Source organism: Metallumcola ferriviriculae (assembly GCF_035573695.1).
Taxonomy (GTDB): domain Bacteria; phylum Bacillota; class JADQBR01; order JADQBR01; family JADQBR01; genus Metallumcola; species Metallumcola ferriviriculae.
The window spans coordinates 1467125-1483419 of record NZ_CP121694.1; the positions used below are offsets into that span (position 1 = coordinate 1467125).

The following is a 16295-nucleotide window of genomic DNA, read 5'->3' on the forward strand; positions in this document are numbered from 1 at the left end:
TAGGTCGTGAATTTTAAAAATATTCTGATTAGTAGTCGTGCGCTTAAGTGTTAAGCTATGCTGACGTGACATCGGGGAAGCGAATTAAGAATAACATAAAGGATGGTGAGAATATGACTAAACCATATTATCAACATTGGCCGCAGCTGCTGCCAAAAGAACTGTATTATCCACAGGTGCCGCTTTTTGTACTGCTAGAAACATCGGCTCGATTTTATCCAGATAAGACTGCTATTAATTTTTATGGCCGGGAAATCAGCTATAGCCAACTGCAGGAAAGTATCCTTCACCTGGCAGGTGCATTGGCGGAAATGGGCGTCAGTAAAGGAAGCCGGGTAGCAGTTTATATGCAGGACACGCCCCAGTTTGTTATCAGTTATTATGCAATTATGCGGGCGAATGCCGTAGTAGTGCCGCTAAATCCAATGCTAGTAGAAGCAGAACTAGAGTTTCTAGTTAAAGACAGCGGCAGTGAGATTGTAATTACTACTGCAGATTTGATGCCCAGAATACTGAATATCAAACCGAATACTGCTCTTAAGGAAGTAATTGTTTCTCAATATCAGGATTATCTACCGGAAAAAGCCTCACTGCCGGTACCCAGTTCCCTATTAGCGGATTACCCCGTGATTGAAGGGGTAAAGAAATTGCAGGAATTGATTTCTAAAGAACTGCCGGCACCTCTGGTTGAAGTAGGACCGGAAGACCTTTGTATGCTGCCGTATACATCAGGGTCAACAGGAAACCCCAAGGGCTGTATGCATACCCACGCGACGGTGATTAGCAATACAGTCAGTGCTTATTATTGGATGGTACATACTTCTGCCACTGTGACATTAGCGGTACTGCCTTTTTTCCATGTTACGGGATTAATACACAGCCTTCTTTCACCGCTTTATGCGGGATCAACCATTATCATGCTGGCACGATGGGACCGGAAGACTGCCCTTCAGGCCATTGAACAAATGCGCTGCACACATTGGGTGAATATATCTACTATGTTGGTTGATTTATTGGCCGCACCAGATATTGAACAGCGTGATTTGAGTTCGCTGATGGGTATAGGTGGTGGAGGAGCACCTCTACCTAGAGCAGTAGGAGAAAAGTTGGAACAATTGACCGGATTAAAGTATGTGGAAGGTTACGGGCTTACGGAGACTATCTCCCAGACCCATTTCAACCCACCCCACAGACCTAAGCTACAGTGTATCGGTATCCCTGATTTTGGTGTGGATGCCAGAATAATCGATGTGGACAGTGGAAAGGAAGTACCGCCTGGCAAAGAAGGTGAATTGATTATTAGCGGGCCTGAAGTATTCAAGGGCTATTGGAATCGCCCGGAAGACAACGAAAATGCTTTCATGGAAATTGAAGGCAAAGCTTTTTTCAAAACAGGTGACGTCTGCTATATGGATGAGGAGGGATATTTCTTCATTGTTGACCGTACGAAGCGCATGATTAATGCGGCGGGTTTTAAGGTTTGGCCGGCAGAGGTGGAAAATCATCTTTACAAAAACCCACACATTTTGGAGGCCTGCGTGGTAGGAGTGCCTGACACTAAACGGGTGGAGGAAGTACGGGCATATGTGGTGTTAAAGGAAGCATCCCGGGGACAAGTGACCAAAGAGGATATCATCAACTGGTCCAAACAACGCATGTCTGCTTATAAATATCCCCGACAGGTGAGGTTCGTGGATTCTTTACCAAAAAGTGCATCGGGTAAAATCTTATGGCGGCAAATGGAGACTGAAGCAAAAAAGGAATTTGCCTAAAAGGAAGCTACCAGTTCTGGTAAGGTGCTTCGCCGTTTACTCAAGGAACAGGAAGAGAAGAAGTCATCTTAATACATGTTTGGGGGGTAGCTGATGCAGGAAAAAATCAATGATTTGCTTCGGCGTAAAGAAAAAGCCAAGCTTAACGGTGGTGCGGAAAAAATTGCAAGCCAGCATCGCAAGGGTTATTATACGGCGCGGGAAAGGATAGATCTGCTGGTGGACCCGGGCAGTTTTTTGGAGCTGGGGATGTTAAATCATTCCGACATGACCGGGGCGGAGGACAAAAGTGCCGGGGACGGTATAATCGCCGGACTGGCAAAGGTTCAAGGGCGGCCGGCAGTGGTTCAGGCCGCAGATAAGACAGTGTTTGCCGCTACTGAAGGGACCGTACACATCCGAAAATCCAGGGCAATACATCATTATGCATTAAAAAGGGGACTGCCCATGTTCAACCTCACTGAGGGAGGGGGACTGCGTATGCCTGATGGTATGGGGTCGGACGGTATCAGCGACAAGCTATTTCCCAGCGAAATGCTGGCTCATTCTCGGCAGGTGCCGACCATCACTGGTGTTTTAGGCGATAGTTATGGCGGCCCTACGTGGATTTCAGTTTCCTCTGATTTTGTGGCTCAAGTAAAAGGGACCTGTATGGCGGTGGCTGGCCCAAGAATGCTAGAAATGGCTACCGGGGAAGAAGTGTCCCCTGAGGAACTGGGCGGTTGGAAATTACACGCTAATACAACCGGGCAGGTCGATATTTTTGCTGACGATGAGGAAGAATGTGTGCAGCATATGAAGGATTTCTTTAGTTATCTGCCATCGAACTATCAGGAAGAACCGCCTTTTAAAAGTACAGCCGATGACCCCGAGCGTCGAATTGACCAAGTAATTGACGTGGTGCCTGGGGAAGGAAGACGCACCTATGATATGAAAGAGCTGGTAAGGCTGATAGTGGATGACGGTGAGTATTTCGAATATAAAGGTCTTTATGGTAGAGCATTGATCACCTGTTTGGCGCGGATAAACGGCAGGGTGGTTGGCATAGTGGCCAATCAACCGATGTTTTCTGCCGGAGCAAGCGGGCCTGACGAATGTGATAAAGCGATAGACTTTATCTGTCTTTGTGATTCTTACAATATCCCGATGGTATTTCTTCATGATACTCCCGGCTTTAGAATTAGCGTCCAGGCGGAACGGGCAAAGATGCCAACTAAGATCATGGTCTGGAATCAGGCATTGGCACATTCCACAGTACCAAAAATATCGGTTGTCATTCGAAAAAGTATCGGCGCTGCCTATGGGAATATGTGCGGCCCTTCTATGGGAGCTGATTTCGTAGTAGCTTGGCCCACGGCAGAAATTAATTTTACCGGCCCGGAAGTAGGCATCAATGTGGTTTACGGTCGGCAGTTGGCAGAAGCTTCAGACCGGAAGGAGAAAAGACAGGACCTGCTGAGAAAATGGAGCTTTGACAGTTCACCGTACAAGGCCGCAGCCAAGCACTTAATTGATGATGTGATTGACCCAAGGGATACTCGAAGTTTTCTCTGTCGCAGCTTGGCATTCGCCTGTGATAAAGGGGTCAGAAGTGAACGCCGCTTGGCCAATTGGCCTACCGGCTTTTAATGTTTCAGAGGCAGTTGTGACAGTGCTATCCAGGTAACTTTTTTGGTGCTAAAGAAGTCCCTAGCTTCTGCTGGGGACTTTTTACCGAGGGTTGTACTATTTAACCGTATGGCCAAATAAAGATATTGTTGGCGGAACTTTTGCAATTTCAGGGAGGTAATCAGATGTTAATTGAGTTTAACGGTAAAAAACCTAAGGTGGCCAAAGGTGCATTTGTAGCACCCAATGCTACATTAATTGGTGATGTAACCGTGGAAGAAGGAGCAAGCATCTGGTTTGGTGCACAATTGCGTGGCGACTTCGGCGGGATTATTATTGGTGCCAATAGCAGTATTCAGGATAATGCTGTGGTCCACGTACTGCCCAAAGGGCAGACGGTAGTGGAAGAAAATGTGACGGTGGCTCATGGTGCGGTATTGCACAACTGTGTTGTCCGAGAAGGAAGCATTATTGGAATGAATGTCGTAATTTTGGACAACGCTGAGGTAGGCGAGCAGGCAATGATTGCTGCTGGAAGTGTTGTGGCCACGGGGTCTAAGATACCTGACCGTTATCTGGCTGCCGGTGCTCCCGCAAAGCCTAAAAAGGAACTATCTGGAGAATCGTTATGGTGGGTGGAGGCCAGCGCTAAAACATATGTCGACCTGGCGAATGACTATCTCAAACAGGGAATAGGGAAAATAAACAGCTAAATTTCCGTGGTGCAAAGATGCACCGAAATTGCGATAACGCACCAGCATTTCCCGTGAGGAAGTTAGAATTACCTGAATAAAGTCTTTGGCAGCAATCTTGCAATAAACTTAACCATATAATTCAAAATATTCTGACCGGAGAGAAGGGAGGTTTCGAGGTAATGCAGGCAGCCGGTGTTCATGGCGGCGGTTCGCCTATCATGAACGGATAGCAATCATGGGTCAGTATGATATGGAAGCTAAGAAGATGAAATTTCAGTATCTGGCGGGGATAGAGGATTGGCCCCCAATGTTAGTGTACGGAAACTTGCCGGTGGTGGCTTAGGGCTATTAAGCTGGGAGGAAATAAAATGTTAAAAATCACTCATGTCATGACAGAGAATGTCACCAAAATTTCAACAGAAACCACTATGACGGAAGCAGCATTGGCTTTTAGACAAAAGGATTTGAAAAGGGCGGCTGTGGTTGACGGATCTGAGCGGTTGGTGGGCATTTTAGAAATGAACAGCTTCATCAAAGCCTTCCTAGCCACCGCAGATATGCATGAAAGAGTAACTAAGTACATGAACCGCTCTTTTCGCACCATTTCGGTGGATAGTGACACAGATGCATTAAAGAATGCACCTGTGGAAAGCACTTGGGTAGTAAATGCACAAGGACAGTTGATGGGTTTCTTAAGAAAGTCAGACATTTTAGCAATTTCCGGAGAACAATGCTGGTTATATAACAGCCAACTTCAGACAGTACTTAATTCTTTGCCTGACGCAGTCATTGTAGTGGATACTAAAGGGACAATAGCGCTTTTTAATAAGCCGGCGGAAAGAATGCTGGGCATTGACATCGATGATGCATTAGGTCAGGATGCCCGGAGTATTCTTGCCGATGATTTTCTATCAGACTGTCTCAGGAGGGGTGAGTCACGGTATAACGTTAAAGAGACGATTAACGGAAAGAAAGTGCTCCGCGATTGGATGCCGCTTCTTGATAATGATAAACAAGGTCTTTTGGGCGCGGTAGAGATTATTAGGGATATTTCACACCTAGATCAGGTGTCCACTCAACTAGATGGTGTTAACGAGCTTGTGAAAGAGTTGGAAGGGATTGTGGAATCTTCTTATGACGGCTTGGTGGTTACTGACGGTAACGGGCGGCTGCTTCGGGTGAGCAGCAGTTATGAGAGAATTAGCGGTGTTTCCAGAGAAGAACTTAATTCAAACATTGGTAAGAATATGCAGGAACTGGAGTCCGACGGTACTATATCACATTCAGCAAGCCTATTGGCCTTACAAAGGAAAGAGCCCGTCACCATTAAGCAGCAGGTCAGAACCGGAAAAGAATTGATGGTTACTGCCAACCCCATTATAGACGAGGACGGTAATGTATTGCGGGTTGTTTGTAATATCCGTAATTTGTCAGAGCTTGACCAGCTTCGCAGGGAATTAGCGGAGACCAAAGCGGTTTCAGCTCGTTACCATATCGAATTAAAAGAATTAAGAGCGCGTCAGTTAAATATAGAGGGTGTGATAAGTAAATCAAAGGAAATGCAGAATGTCCTGGATTTAGCCGCTCGGGTAGCCCGAGTAGATTCAACCGTATTGCTCACCGGGGAAACCGGTGTTGGCAAGGAGATTATTGCTAAGGTAATCCAGAAAAACAATACTCGCGCCGATGCGCCGTTTGCTAGAATTAACTGTGGTGCAATTCCCCATGAACTGTTGGAATCGGAACTATTCGGCTACGAAAAAGGATCTTTTACCGGTGCTGGTAAAAACGGCAAAATAGGTATGTTTGAGGTAGCTAACGGGGGCACTATTTTGTTGGATGAAATTAGCGAAATGCCCCAGTCGCTGCAGGTAAAACTGCTTCGGGTATTGCAGGAGCACGAGATTGTACGGGTAGGTGGTGTGAAGTCTATTAAATTAGACGTGCGGGTAATAGCTGCCACCAACCAAGACTTGAGTAAGCTAGTAAAGGAAAATAAATTCCGAAAGGACTTATATTACCGTTTAAATGTTGTACCCATATTTATCCCTGCACTGCGCCAGCGTCGGGAGGATATCATACCTCTGGCTGTTCACTTTTTGAAAAAGTATAACGACCGGTATGGATTTGATAAACACTTTTCTGCCAGGGTATTGGAACTATTCGAGGGCTATGCCTGGCAGGGAAATGTGCGGGAACTGGAAAATATGGTGGAGCGGTTAGTGGTAATGACTGAGGGAGAAATGATTGAAGTACATTGCCTGCCTCAAAGTTTCCTTAAGATCTTGGAATCTGCAGACATTGACGGTATTCATAAGCCAATTACCGTTAATGGCATACTGCCGCTACGGGATGCTTCGGCAATATTGGAGAAAGAATTGCTGGTAAGAGCGTTAGGGGTTTACCGTACTACTCGAAAGGTAGCGCAGGTCTTAGGTGTGGACCATTCTACGGTAGTGCGTAAGGCCAACAAACACAGTATTGCTCTGACTAATTGATTGTTTGAATGTGCCTTAGAGAGTACTTAATTAAGTCCAACATATAGTATTTGCAGGCAGAGTCTTGCATTAGGAGGGGTATTATGAGAGAAGCAGTGATTGTTAGCGCTGCTCGAACAGCTATTGGCAAGGAAAACGGTGCTCTAAAGGATGTACCGCCGGAAAACTATGCGGCTTTGGTAATAAGGGAGGCAGTGAAACGCAGCGGCTTGACCGATCAGCAAATGATTGACGAGGTGGTTTTCGGTCATGTGCTGGGTTCGGTAGGTTGTATGGCCAGGATGGCACTTTTAAAGGCGGGATTACCTCAAAGTGTGCCCGGCTTAAGTATTGATCGCCAGTGCGGTTCCGGATCCACTGCCATTAATATGGCGGCAGCATTAATCAAGGGCGGGGCCGGGGATATTTATGTCGCCGGTGGTGTGGAAAGCATGACCAGACAGCCGTATCTGTTGGAAAAGCCAACAAAGGCTTACCAGCGGGTGGCCCCTAATTGGATACCTTTACGGCCGCTGGCACCCAAAGAGATCGGTGACCCGCCCATGGGAATTACCGCCGAAAATGTGGCTGAAAGATGGCAGGTAAGCCGCGAAGAACAGGATGAATTAGCGTATTTGAGTCAAGTTAAAGCCCAGCGGGCAATCGAAGAAGACCGTTTTGTGGAACAGATAGTACCGGTAGCTATTCCGCAAAGAAAAGGGGATTCGGTGATATTTAGCAAAGATGAGCACCCGCGGCTTGGTATTACCAAAGAACAGATTGCAAAGCTTAGACCGGTATTTAAACAAGATGGTACGGTTACCGCAGGCAACTCATCAGGAATTAATGATGGCGCCGGTGCAGTGGTAGTGGTAGAGGAAGAAAAGGCCCGGGAATTAGGTCTTAATCCACTGGTATCGGTCAAAGGGTTTGCCTACGCCGGTGTTGACCCCAATATTATGGGAATTGGACCTGTGCCGGCAGTGGAAAAAGTATTCCAGCAGACAGGATTGTCCGTAGAGGATATGGATGTGATAGAGCTGAATGAAGCTTTTGCTTCTCAGGCCATTGCCTGCTGCCGCGAACTTGGGATAGATTGGCAGGATGAAGAAAAGTTCAATCCTAACGGCGGTGCCATTGCACTGGGTCATCCTATAGCCGGTTCTTTAGCCATTTTAGTAATCAAAGCTATTTACGAACTAAAACGAAAGAATGGCAGGTATGCACTGATTACCGCGTGTTGTGGCGGCGGCCAAGGGGTCGCCACTATTATAGAAAATAAATAAGTAATATCAAGGGGGAAATTGTAATGAACATTAACGACATCAAGCAAATTTGCGTCATCGGCGCAGGTAACATGGGACATCAAATAGCGCTGCGCGGGGCATTGTCAGGTTATAAGGTTATTTGCACCGATGTATCCGACGAGCAATTAAAAAAAGCTGAAGCATTTGCTGACAAGTATCTGCCCGGTCGAGTGGCAAAAGGTAAATTAACTGAAGAACAGGCTAAAAGTGCTCGAGAGAACATATCCTTCTCCAGTAGTCTTGAAGAGGCGGCAAGAGATGCGGACTTTGTTATCGAGGCCGCTACAGAAAAAATGGACTTAAAACTTAATATCTTTTCTCAGTTGGACAACATTTGTAAGCCCGACACTATTTTAGCCACTAACAGTTCCTTCATCGTCAGCTCTAAAATCGCCGGCTCTGTTAACAGACCGGATAAGGTCGTGAATATGCATTTCTTTAATCCTGCCTTGGTAATGAAATTGGTAGAAGTGGTCAAAGGCCCGCATGTTTCTCAGGAGACAGCTGATGTGACGATGGAATTAGCACGCCGCATGGAGAAAAAGCCGGTATTGCTGAAAAAGGAAATTTACGGTTTTCTTGTGAACTATCTTCTTGCATCTCTTACTCGGGAATCGCTATATTTATTGGACCAAGGAATTGCCAGCGCCCAGGATATTGACATGGCGGTAGAAAATGCGCTGGGTCATCCCATGGGACCCTTTAAACTGATGGACTTAACCGGAGTGGACCTTTCCTATCATATTTCTATGGAGCGTTTTTTGGAGACCGGAGAGCGCAAGGATATGCCCAGTCCCACAATAGTGGAAAAATATGTACGTAAAGAATGGGGAAAAAAGACCGGTAAAGGTTTTTATGAATACAATAAGTAGGTAATTCTAAGCCTGGGGGGAGCGAACCTCCCCTTGGGTAATAATTTTTTAGGGAGGGGTAATAATATGTCAACAAATCAAGAACAACTATGGTATAAATCGTATCCGGAGCAGGTTGATTTTAACTTGGAATATCCGAAAAAAACGCTGCCCCAGTTGATAGATGAGCTAGCAGAGCAGTACAGTGATGTTGATGCCTATGTTTTTGCGGGGAAAAAGGCCAGCTATCGTGAATTTAGTGAGCAGGTGGGCAGGTTTGCCACCGCATTGACGGATATAGGGATAACAAAGGGCGACCGGGTGGCTGTGATGGCTCCAAACTGCCCGCAATATGTAATTAGTTACTATGCAATTTTAAAAATTGGTGCCGTAGTAGTGCAGACCAACCCGATGTATACCCAAAGGGAAGTGGAGCACCAGCTGAAGGATTCAGGCGCTGAGTCCATGATAGTTTATGATGCACTTTATCCAACAGTTGCAGCAGTTCGAGGTAAAACTAACCTGAAGAATGTCATCTTATTCAGCCTCGGACAAGAAGTTCCGGCACAGGGGGATAATATTGAACGTTTTGAACAACTTTTGGCCGGCACGAAGAACCAGCCTCCTGAAGTGGACGTGGACCTTGAGGATGTGGCTGTTTTTCAGTATACCGGTGGAACAACTGGTGTATCCAAAGGGGCTATGCTGACCCATATGAATGTCATGTCTGATGCCTATATGGTTAAAACTTGGACTCATGATGCCACCATGGGTGCAGAGAAAAGCCTGGTGGTATTGCCCTTATTTCACTCCTACGGCATGTCCACTTCCATGAATACAACCCTTTTAATGGCGGGAACATTAATTCTTGTTCCGAGATTTGAGCCCGAGGAAGTGCTTAAACTTATTGAAGCATATCGACCGACTATTTTTAACGGTGTACCAACTATGTATACGGCTCTGCTGCAGCACCCCAAATTAAAGGACTTTGATCTTTCGTCTATAAGAATATGTATAACAGGCGGCTCAGCCATGCCGGTTGAAGTTCAGCAAAAGTTTCAAAATATTACAGGCGCCAAGATTTTAGAAGGGTTTGGCTTGTCTGAATCTTCACCGGTGACTCATTGTAATCCTTTGGGTAAAACCGTAAAGGTAGGCAGTATTGGTGTGCCTATGCCTGATACCTACTGTAAAATTGTGGACATCGATACCGGCGAGAAGGAATTAGAACCTGGGCAAGAAGGGGAGCTTATTATCAAAGGGCCCCAGGTAATGAAGGGTTACTGGAATATGGACGAAGAGACGGCGTCTACTCTTCGAAATGGATGGCTTTTTACCGGTGATATCGCCAAAATGGACGATGAAGGATACTTTTTTATCGTGGACAGAAAGAAAGAGATGATTATTGCCGGCGGTTATAATATCTACCCTCGTGAGGTTGAAGAGGTTTTGTATGAGCACCCAAATGTGGCGGAAGCGGCTGTAGCCGGGGTGCCTGATGAATATCGAGGCGAGACGGTATGTGCTTTTGTAGTACCTAAAGCCGGAACTGAACTTGATGAGAAAGAAGTAATTAAGTTTTGCCGGGAACGGATGGCAGCATATAAAGCGCCGCGAAAAGTAGTGGTGATGGCAGAACTGCCTAAGACAACCGTTGGCAAGATTTTACGGCGAAAGCTTACCGAACTTTATTCCGAGGCTAAATAAAATCGATTAATGCCTCAGGGGAAGTCTGATTTATTTTACAGTGCATATGAATTGCATATGAATAAGGAAAGTCTTTGTCAGGGGTCATGAACATTGGCCCCTGATTTATCAATTAAGGCAGTGACACTGGAGGAGGAATATAAATGAAGAAGATGGTTGAAGGATTAAAACATTATCCCGGGGTACACTGTTGTTCTACATCAGTGAGGGATATCGTGAATTTTCACGGGCATGAATTGTCCGAGGCCATGTGTTTTGGCCTAGCCAGCGGGTTGGGTTTTACTTATTGGAAGGATGACAAGGTATCGCCTAGTAGGTGTATGGCCGGGCGGGCAGAATGGATAGCACCACAATTTTTCCAAAATATTGGCATGCCGTTTACTTGGGAGGTTCAAAAAGAGTTTCCGTGGCCGGAAATGAAAAAATATCTTGATAATGATGTGCCAATTCTACTGCTGACAGACATATATTACTTAGAATATTATGGGAGCAGCACTCACTTTGCCGGTCATTGCGTAGTACTGGCCGGATATGATGAAGAGCATGAAACGGTATTTTTAGGAGATACGGACCGTGAAGGATGGCAGACCGCTTCATTGGCGTCGCTGGAAAAGGCGATGAATTCGGTGGCACTGCCGGTAAGTATCCAAAACTATTGGCAGCCATTCCCTAAGGTAGAGATAGCCAGCATTGAATCAGCGATTGTTACAGCTTTAATGAGGCAGTATAAGCAGATGCAGCATCCATCGCAGCCAATAGTAGGATTGACGGGAATGCAGCACTTTGTTAAGGATTTAAAGAATTGGTCGAAAGAGGCAGCCGACTTAGATTGGTGTCTGCGTTTCAGTTATCAAGTAATTGAAAAACGGGGCACGGGCGGTGGTAATTTTAGATTAATTTACAGCAGTTTCCTTGAAGAAGCCCACCAATATTTCCCGGGGTCAACGCTTGATGATGCTGCGGCGGAAATGAAGGAGATTGCCGCTCTCTGGACAGAATTGGCCTATGTTTTTAAAGAACTGAGCGAATCATTCACTGCTAAACAACTTGAAAATGCGATCGCTTTAAGCCGCAATGTCTGCAGCCGGGAAAAGGACTTCTACCTAAGACTTTCTCACATATGTGAAAATCTATCCGGCTTGGAGTAGGCCAGGTCAAACTGGGCAAAATAAGAAGGTAATCAATCACTGGGTGTCATCGCGCATGTCATCTATCTGCTTATTAAGTTGATCTTTTACGGCGACTGTGGGAGACACTAGAGTAAGGTCAATCGTATCAATAAATAAATCCATAGCGTATCCTAGGTTTAATCCAAACAGGCTGCCGAAAGTTAGACCCATCTGATGAATGGTTTTAGTGCGAATGCCTGGCTGAAACAGCTTTTTATCCATGTTAACCACCTTTCACATCGATAGTATTAATTTTACTGGTGTTGATACCACGAAAGGAGAAATAATTATGCCTTCTTTACGTAATGTTTTTACTAACCCGAATGCAAGGGTGCTGCGAGACGAAATGGTAGACGAGGCTACTAGGAATATGCAGCTTGAGGTAACAGGTCTAATATGCTACTCGGTGTGAGTTAACCGGGTTAAGCAGGCCTTGGAAGGGCTGCAAGGAGTAAGTCAGGTAACTTTTGATAGAGGGCAAAAAGATATTTTTAATATTCTGTATCAAGGGCAATATCCTCGGGGTAGTGAGTTTGCTGATGCAGCAAGGCAGCAAGTGGTAGCACCTAATGTTCGCCGTGCTCTTGATCTGAGCCATCAGCGGTAGTTTTTTGGGATGCAGTTTTTAGGGCATTGCTGGCGGTGAGGAATAAACCCTGAAGACTTAAGGCGGTAACCTCCGAACTAGCACCGATAAATCTACCGATGAGACCCCCCGTTTCTGACCCCATTTCTTCCCAAAGGTTTGTCAGTGAAGGATTGGCCGCAGAGGGTTCTTCATTGAGTGATATTTGCAGCTGTCCTTTTTCCGGCAGCTGTAGGAGTAGGTGCTCTATGGCATGTCGAAGTTCGTCTTTATTTTCATAATTAAAGCTAAAACTCTTCATTTAATATCACCTCCAAAGTTATACTTTGATACTTAACGGCAAATTATCCCTAGGAAGGCATAGTTTGTTTTTTTCAGGGAAAAATACTATACATACTGTATGAACTTTGGAGGGAAAGAATGGCCAAGCCAAAACGCTTTACCAGGATACCTAAACATATCGGAGTTATTCCCGACGGAAATCGTCGCTGGGCCTTATCCAAGGGACTGAATAAGGAAGACGGCTACGGTAATGGGATAGACCCCGGCGTTGAGCTGTACAAACAATGTCTGGAACTTGGTGTAGAGGAAATGTCTTTTTACGGATTTACTATGGACAATACTAAACGTCCGAGAGAACAGACCAAGGCCTTTCAAAAGGCCTGCGTAGATGCAGTGACAGCATTGACGGATCTTGATGCTTCTATATTGGTTGTTGGTGATTGTGATTCACTATTATTTCCTAAAGAACTAAAGGATTTTATTCAACGGCGAAGCTTCGGCCGCGGATTGATGCGGGTAAATTTCCTGATAAATTACGGCTGGCAATGGGACTTGCGGGCATTGATGGCCAATAGAAAAGAGAAGGTGCCTGGAGGGAAAAACATCGCTGAGGTGCTGGCATCATCGGATGTTTCCAGGATAGATCTAGTCATCCGTTGGGGCGGCCGCAGGCGGCTCAGTGGCTTTTTACCAATTCAAACAGTTTACGCCGACTTTTATGTAGTGGACGAGATGTGGCCCGATTTTAAAGAAGGCCACGTCTATGAGGCGCTAAGCTGGTACCAGGCACAGGATATAACTTTAGGCGGGTGATGCCCAAAAGGTATACCCGTTTTTTTAATTATTAGTAGGAAATTATAGGTTTGTAATCTATGCCCATCCATGGGGGTGGGTAAGGGGGTCGTCGCCCCCTTATGGTTGCGGGGTACTCTTGCTGGCTATACCAGTTAATAGCATTTATCTATTAACGGTTGACAGGGGCTAATCTTTAGACTAAAATCAAATTTAAGTATGGTAGGTTTTTATGAAAAAATAATTAGGATGGCAGGACGGTAGTGGGAGATCATTTTGCAGTCAGGCACCCCATGGGTGCTTTTTTTGCTCCCACCGACTGCTCGAAAAACGGAGGGAGAATAATATGAAAAAGAGAAGTGTTATTTTATTGGCTTTGTTGATGGTATTGGCTCTTGTAGCTGTGGGCTGTGGTGATGCAGCAGGAACCCAGGCAGTGAAATTAGGTATTGTTCAAATCGTAGAACACCCGGCACTGGATGCTTCAAGAACCGGTTTTTTGGACGCACTTAACGATAATGGCTTTGCTGAGGGTGACAACCTGGAAGTTGATTATAAAAATGCTCAGGGAGACCAGTCTACATTAAAAACCATTTCCCAAAAATTTGTTAATGACCAGGTAGACCTGGTGCTTGCAATTGCCACACCATCTGCTATCACCATGGCCAGTGAGACGCAATCTACACCAATATTGATTACAGCCGTTACTGATCCAGTTGCTGCCAACTTAGTAAAAAGCAATGAAAATCCGGGAACTAATGTTACCGGCACCACAGACATGACACCGGTAAAGGCTCAGCTGGAAATGTTGAAGCAGTTATCTCCTGATGTTGAAAAAGTTGGTGTTATCTATAATTCTAGTGAAATTAATTCTGAAGTACAGGTAAATATAGCTAAGGAAGCTGCGGCCGAATTAGGACTCGAAATAGTAGAGGCAACAGTAACCACCAGTGCAGAGGTAATGCAGGTCAGTCAATCACTGGTAGGGCAAGTTGATGCTATCTATGTTCCTACTGATAATTTGGTGGCTTCTTCCATCGCCAGTGTTGTCACTGTGGCTGAGGAACATGATATTCCATTGGTTGTTGGTGAATCCGGAATGGTTAACGGTGGTGCTTTAGCTACCATCGGCATTGATTACTATAAGCTCGGATATCAGACCGGAGAAATGGCTGTACGTGTTATTAATGGTGAAAAGCCAGCTGAAATGGCAATTGAAAGTCAAAAAGAGTTAGATATCGTAGTAAACTTAGGGGCTGCTGAAAGAATGGGTGTAGAAATTCCCCAGGAGATTATTGATCAGGCCAAAGAAGTTATCGAATAAAACTTAACTGATAGGTGGAGGCATATGTATTTAAACATCCTGCTAGGGTCGATAGAACAAGGACTACTCTATTCCATTATGGTATTAGGGGTTTACATTACATTTAGAGTACTTGATTACGCCGATTTAACCGTTGATGGCAGCTTTACCTTAGGTGCTGCGGTAGCGGCCATTATGATCGTCAACGGTTATAACCCCTGGTTGGGAGTGTTAATTGCAATTTTGGCAGGCGCTGCAGCCGGCATTATGACCGGAGCGCTGCACACAAAGTTGGACATTGCACCGCTTTTGTCAGGAATTTTAAGTATGATTGCTTTATACTCAATTAATTTACGAGTAATGGGGAAAGCAAATGTTACATTGCTGCGAATGGATACGGTATTCTCTAGTTTGGTTGACTTAGGTATCGCTAAATCATGGGTGGTAATTATCCTGGGCACTTTGGTGACTGTGGTAACGGTACTATTGCTATGGTGGTTCTTAAATACTGAGCTGGGTCTAGCAATGCGTGCCACCGGGGATAATACTCAGATGATTCGTAGTCTAGGTGTGAATACCAATACGATGAAGATTATTGGGTTAAGTATCAGTAACGGAATGGTAGCTTTGTCCGGTGCACTTGTAGCTCAGTACCAAAGTTTTGCAGATATTGGTATGGGTATAGGAATGATCGTGGTAGGCCTTGCTTCGGTCATTATCGGTGAAGTGTTGTTTGGCACATCAGGAATTATGCGTACACTGCTGGCCGTAGCCATGGGCTCGGTAGTTTACCGGTTAGTAATTGCGATAGTGCTGCAATTAGGGCTGCAGCCTACCGACTTGAAGATGTTTACCGCGCTGATTGTAACCATTGCATTGGCGTCACCCATTGTTAAGGGCAAACTGCAGCGGTTGTTGAAGACGGGAAAGGATGGCCAAAATGTTAAGGGCTGATAATGTTTTTAAAACCTTTAATGCCGGCAGTGTTAATGAGAAGACTGCACTGGCCGGAGTTGATCTGCAATTAAGCTCCGCCGACTTTGTCACTATCATTGGCGGAAATGGTGCGGGTAAGTCCACATTGCTCAATGTGGTGGCAGGTGTTTTTCCCTTAGATAGGGGCGGTATTGCTATCGGTGGCGATATGATTGAGAAACAGCCCGAACACCGGCGGGCGGCTGACATCGGTCGGGTATTTCAAGACCCGTTGATGGGTACGGCAGCTACCATGACCATAGAAGAAAACCTGTCAATGGCCTATCGCAGGGGCAAAAGGCGCCGACTGAAGTGGGGTATTACAGCAGGCGAAAGGAAATTTTTTAAAGAACAACTGGCCCAGCTGGATTTAGGGTTAGAGACTCGATTGAAGAGCAAAGTGGGCTTACTTTCCGGAGGCCAACGCCAGGCGCTGACCTTACTAATGGCGACTATGACCGAGCCCAAACTTCTTTTGTTAGATGAGCATACTGCTGCTCTTGACCCTAAAACCGCACAAAAGGTTTTGGAACTTACTGATAAGATTGTGGATACACATAAACTGACGACGCTGATGGTGACGCATAACATGCGAGATGCCTTAAAACATGGCAATCGTACTATCATGATGCATGAGGGTAAGATAATCCTTGACTTGCAGCATGAGCAGAAACAGAAAACTAAGGTAGATGACTTGATGCGTATGTTTGAAAAGGTTAGTGGAAATAAAATGGCCAACGATAGGATGTTGCTGGCTAATTAAGTATAAAA

15 protein-coding genes are annotated in these 16295 nt (G+C 45.4%); 13 read left to right on the top strand and 2 right to left on the bottom strand.

Annotation, left to right across the window (positions count from 1 at the left end):
* Positions 1 to 113 precede the first annotated feature (113 nt).
* The 8 genes from MFMK1_RS07295 to MFMK1_RS07330 all read left to right on the top strand — a co-directional run bounded on the left by MFMK1_RS07295 (position 114) and on the right by MFMK1_RS07330 (position 11565).
* Positions 114 to 1772, top strand: coding sequence for a long-chain-fatty-acid--CoA ligase (locus tag MFMK1_RS07295; protein WP_366924461.1), 1659 nt, complete (start codon positions 114 to 116; stop codon positions 1770 to 1772).
* 93 nt (positions 1773 to 1865) lie between these two features.
* Positions 1866 to 3401 carry an acyl-CoA carboxylase subunit beta gene (locus tag MFMK1_RS07300; protein ID WP_366924462.1) on the top strand — a complete coding sequence of 512 codons (1536 nt, stop codon included), beginning with the start codon at positions 1866 to 1868 and terminating at the stop codon, positions 3399 to 3401.
* Positions 3402 to 3565: 164 nt separating this feature from the next.
* Positions 3566 to 4093, top strand: a complete 528-nt coding sequence (locus tag MFMK1_RS07305; RefSeq protein ID WP_366924463.1) for a gamma carbonic anhydrase family protein — start codon at positions 3566 to 3568, stop codon at positions 4091 to 4093.
* Positions 4094 to 4443: 350 nt separating this feature from the next.
* Positions 4444 to 6573: a sigma 54-interacting transcriptional regulator gene (locus tag MFMK1_RS07310; protein ID WP_366924464.1), complete on the top strand. Its 2130-nt coding sequence runs from the start codon at positions 4444 to 4446 to the stop codon at positions 6571 to 6573.
* 80 nt (positions 6574 to 6653) lie between these two features.
* Complete coding sequence (locus MFMK1_RS07315; RefSeq protein ID WP_366924901.1) at positions 6654 to 7838, top strand: thiolase family protein; 1185 nt, start codon at positions 6654 to 6656, stop codon at positions 7836 to 7838.
* Between the two features lie 23 nt (positions 7839 to 7861).
* Positions 7862 to 8731: a 3-hydroxyacyl-CoA dehydrogenase family protein gene (locus MFMK1_RS07320; protein WP_366924465.1), complete on the top strand. Its 870-nt coding sequence runs from the start codon at positions 7862 to 7864 to the stop codon at positions 8729 to 8731.
* Between the two features lie 66 nt (positions 8732 to 8797).
* Positions 8798 to 10417 carry a long-chain-fatty-acid--CoA ligase gene (locus MFMK1_RS07325; RefSeq protein WP_366924466.1) on the top strand — a complete coding sequence of 540 codons (1620 nt, stop codon included), beginning with the start codon at positions 8798 to 8800 and terminating at the stop codon, positions 10415 to 10417.
* 143 nt (positions 10418 to 10560) lie between these two features.
* Positions 10561 to 11565: a BtrH N-terminal domain-containing protein gene (locus tag MFMK1_RS07330; RefSeq protein WP_366924467.1), complete on the top strand. Its 1005-nt coding sequence runs from the start codon at positions 10561 to 10563 to the stop codon at positions 11563 to 11565.
* 36 nt (positions 11566 to 11601) lie between these two features.
* On the opposite strand, the gene MFMK1_RS07335 is transcribed toward MFMK1_RS07330, so the two are convergent.
* Positions 11602 to 11808 (bottom strand): hypothetical protein, encoded by a 207-nt coding sequence (locus tag MFMK1_RS07335; RefSeq protein WP_366924468.1) that lies wholly within the window; start codon positions 11806 to 11808, stop codon positions 11602 to 11604.
* Between the two features lie 67 nt (positions 11809 to 11875).
* Between MFMK1_RS07335 and MFMK1_RS07340 the strand changes: the two genes are divergently transcribed.
* A complete protein-coding gene (locus MFMK1_RS07340) occupies positions 11876 to 11998 on the top strand; it encodes a hypothetical protein (RefSeq protein ID WP_366924469.1) in 123 nt (40 codons plus the stop codon).
* Between the two features lie 154 nt (positions 11999 to 12152).
* Here the strand turns inward: MFMK1_RS07340 and MFMK1_RS07345 are convergent, their stop codons facing one another.
* Positions 12153 to 12473, bottom strand: coding sequence for a hypothetical protein (locus tag MFMK1_RS07345; RefSeq protein WP_366924470.1), 321 nt, complete (start codon positions 12471 to 12473; stop codon positions 12153 to 12155).
* 119 nt (positions 12474 to 12592) lie between these two features.
* Between MFMK1_RS07345 and uppS the strand changes: the two genes are divergently transcribed.
* From uppS to MFMK1_RS07365, 4 genes are all read left to right on the top strand, one after another.
* Positions 12593 to 13267 (top strand): polyprenyl diphosphate synthase, encoded by a 675-nt coding sequence (uppS, locus tag MFMK1_RS07350; RefSeq protein WP_366924471.1) that lies wholly within the window; start codon positions 12593 to 12595, stop codon positions 13265 to 13267.
* A gap of 325 nt (positions 13268 to 13592) precedes the next feature.
* Positions 13593 to 14570: an ABC transporter substrate-binding protein gene (locus tag MFMK1_RS07355; RefSeq protein ID WP_366924472.1), complete on the top strand. Its 978-nt coding sequence runs from the start codon at positions 13593 to 13595 to the stop codon at positions 14568 to 14570.
* A 24-nt stretch (positions 14571 to 14594) separates the two neighbouring features.
* Positions 14595 to 15503 carry an ABC transporter permease gene (locus MFMK1_RS07360; RefSeq protein WP_366924473.1) on the top strand — a complete coding sequence of 303 codons (909 nt, stop codon included), beginning with the start codon at positions 14595 to 14597 and terminating at the stop codon, positions 15501 to 15503.
* Complete coding sequence (locus MFMK1_RS07365; RefSeq protein WP_366924474.1) at positions 15490 to 16287, top strand: ABC transporter ATP-binding protein; 798 nt, start codon at positions 15490 to 15492, stop codon at positions 16285 to 16287. Before MFMK1_RS07360 ends, MFMK1_RS07365 begins: the two co-directional genes overlap by 14 nt.
* Positions 16288 to 16295 lie beyond the last annotated feature (8 nt).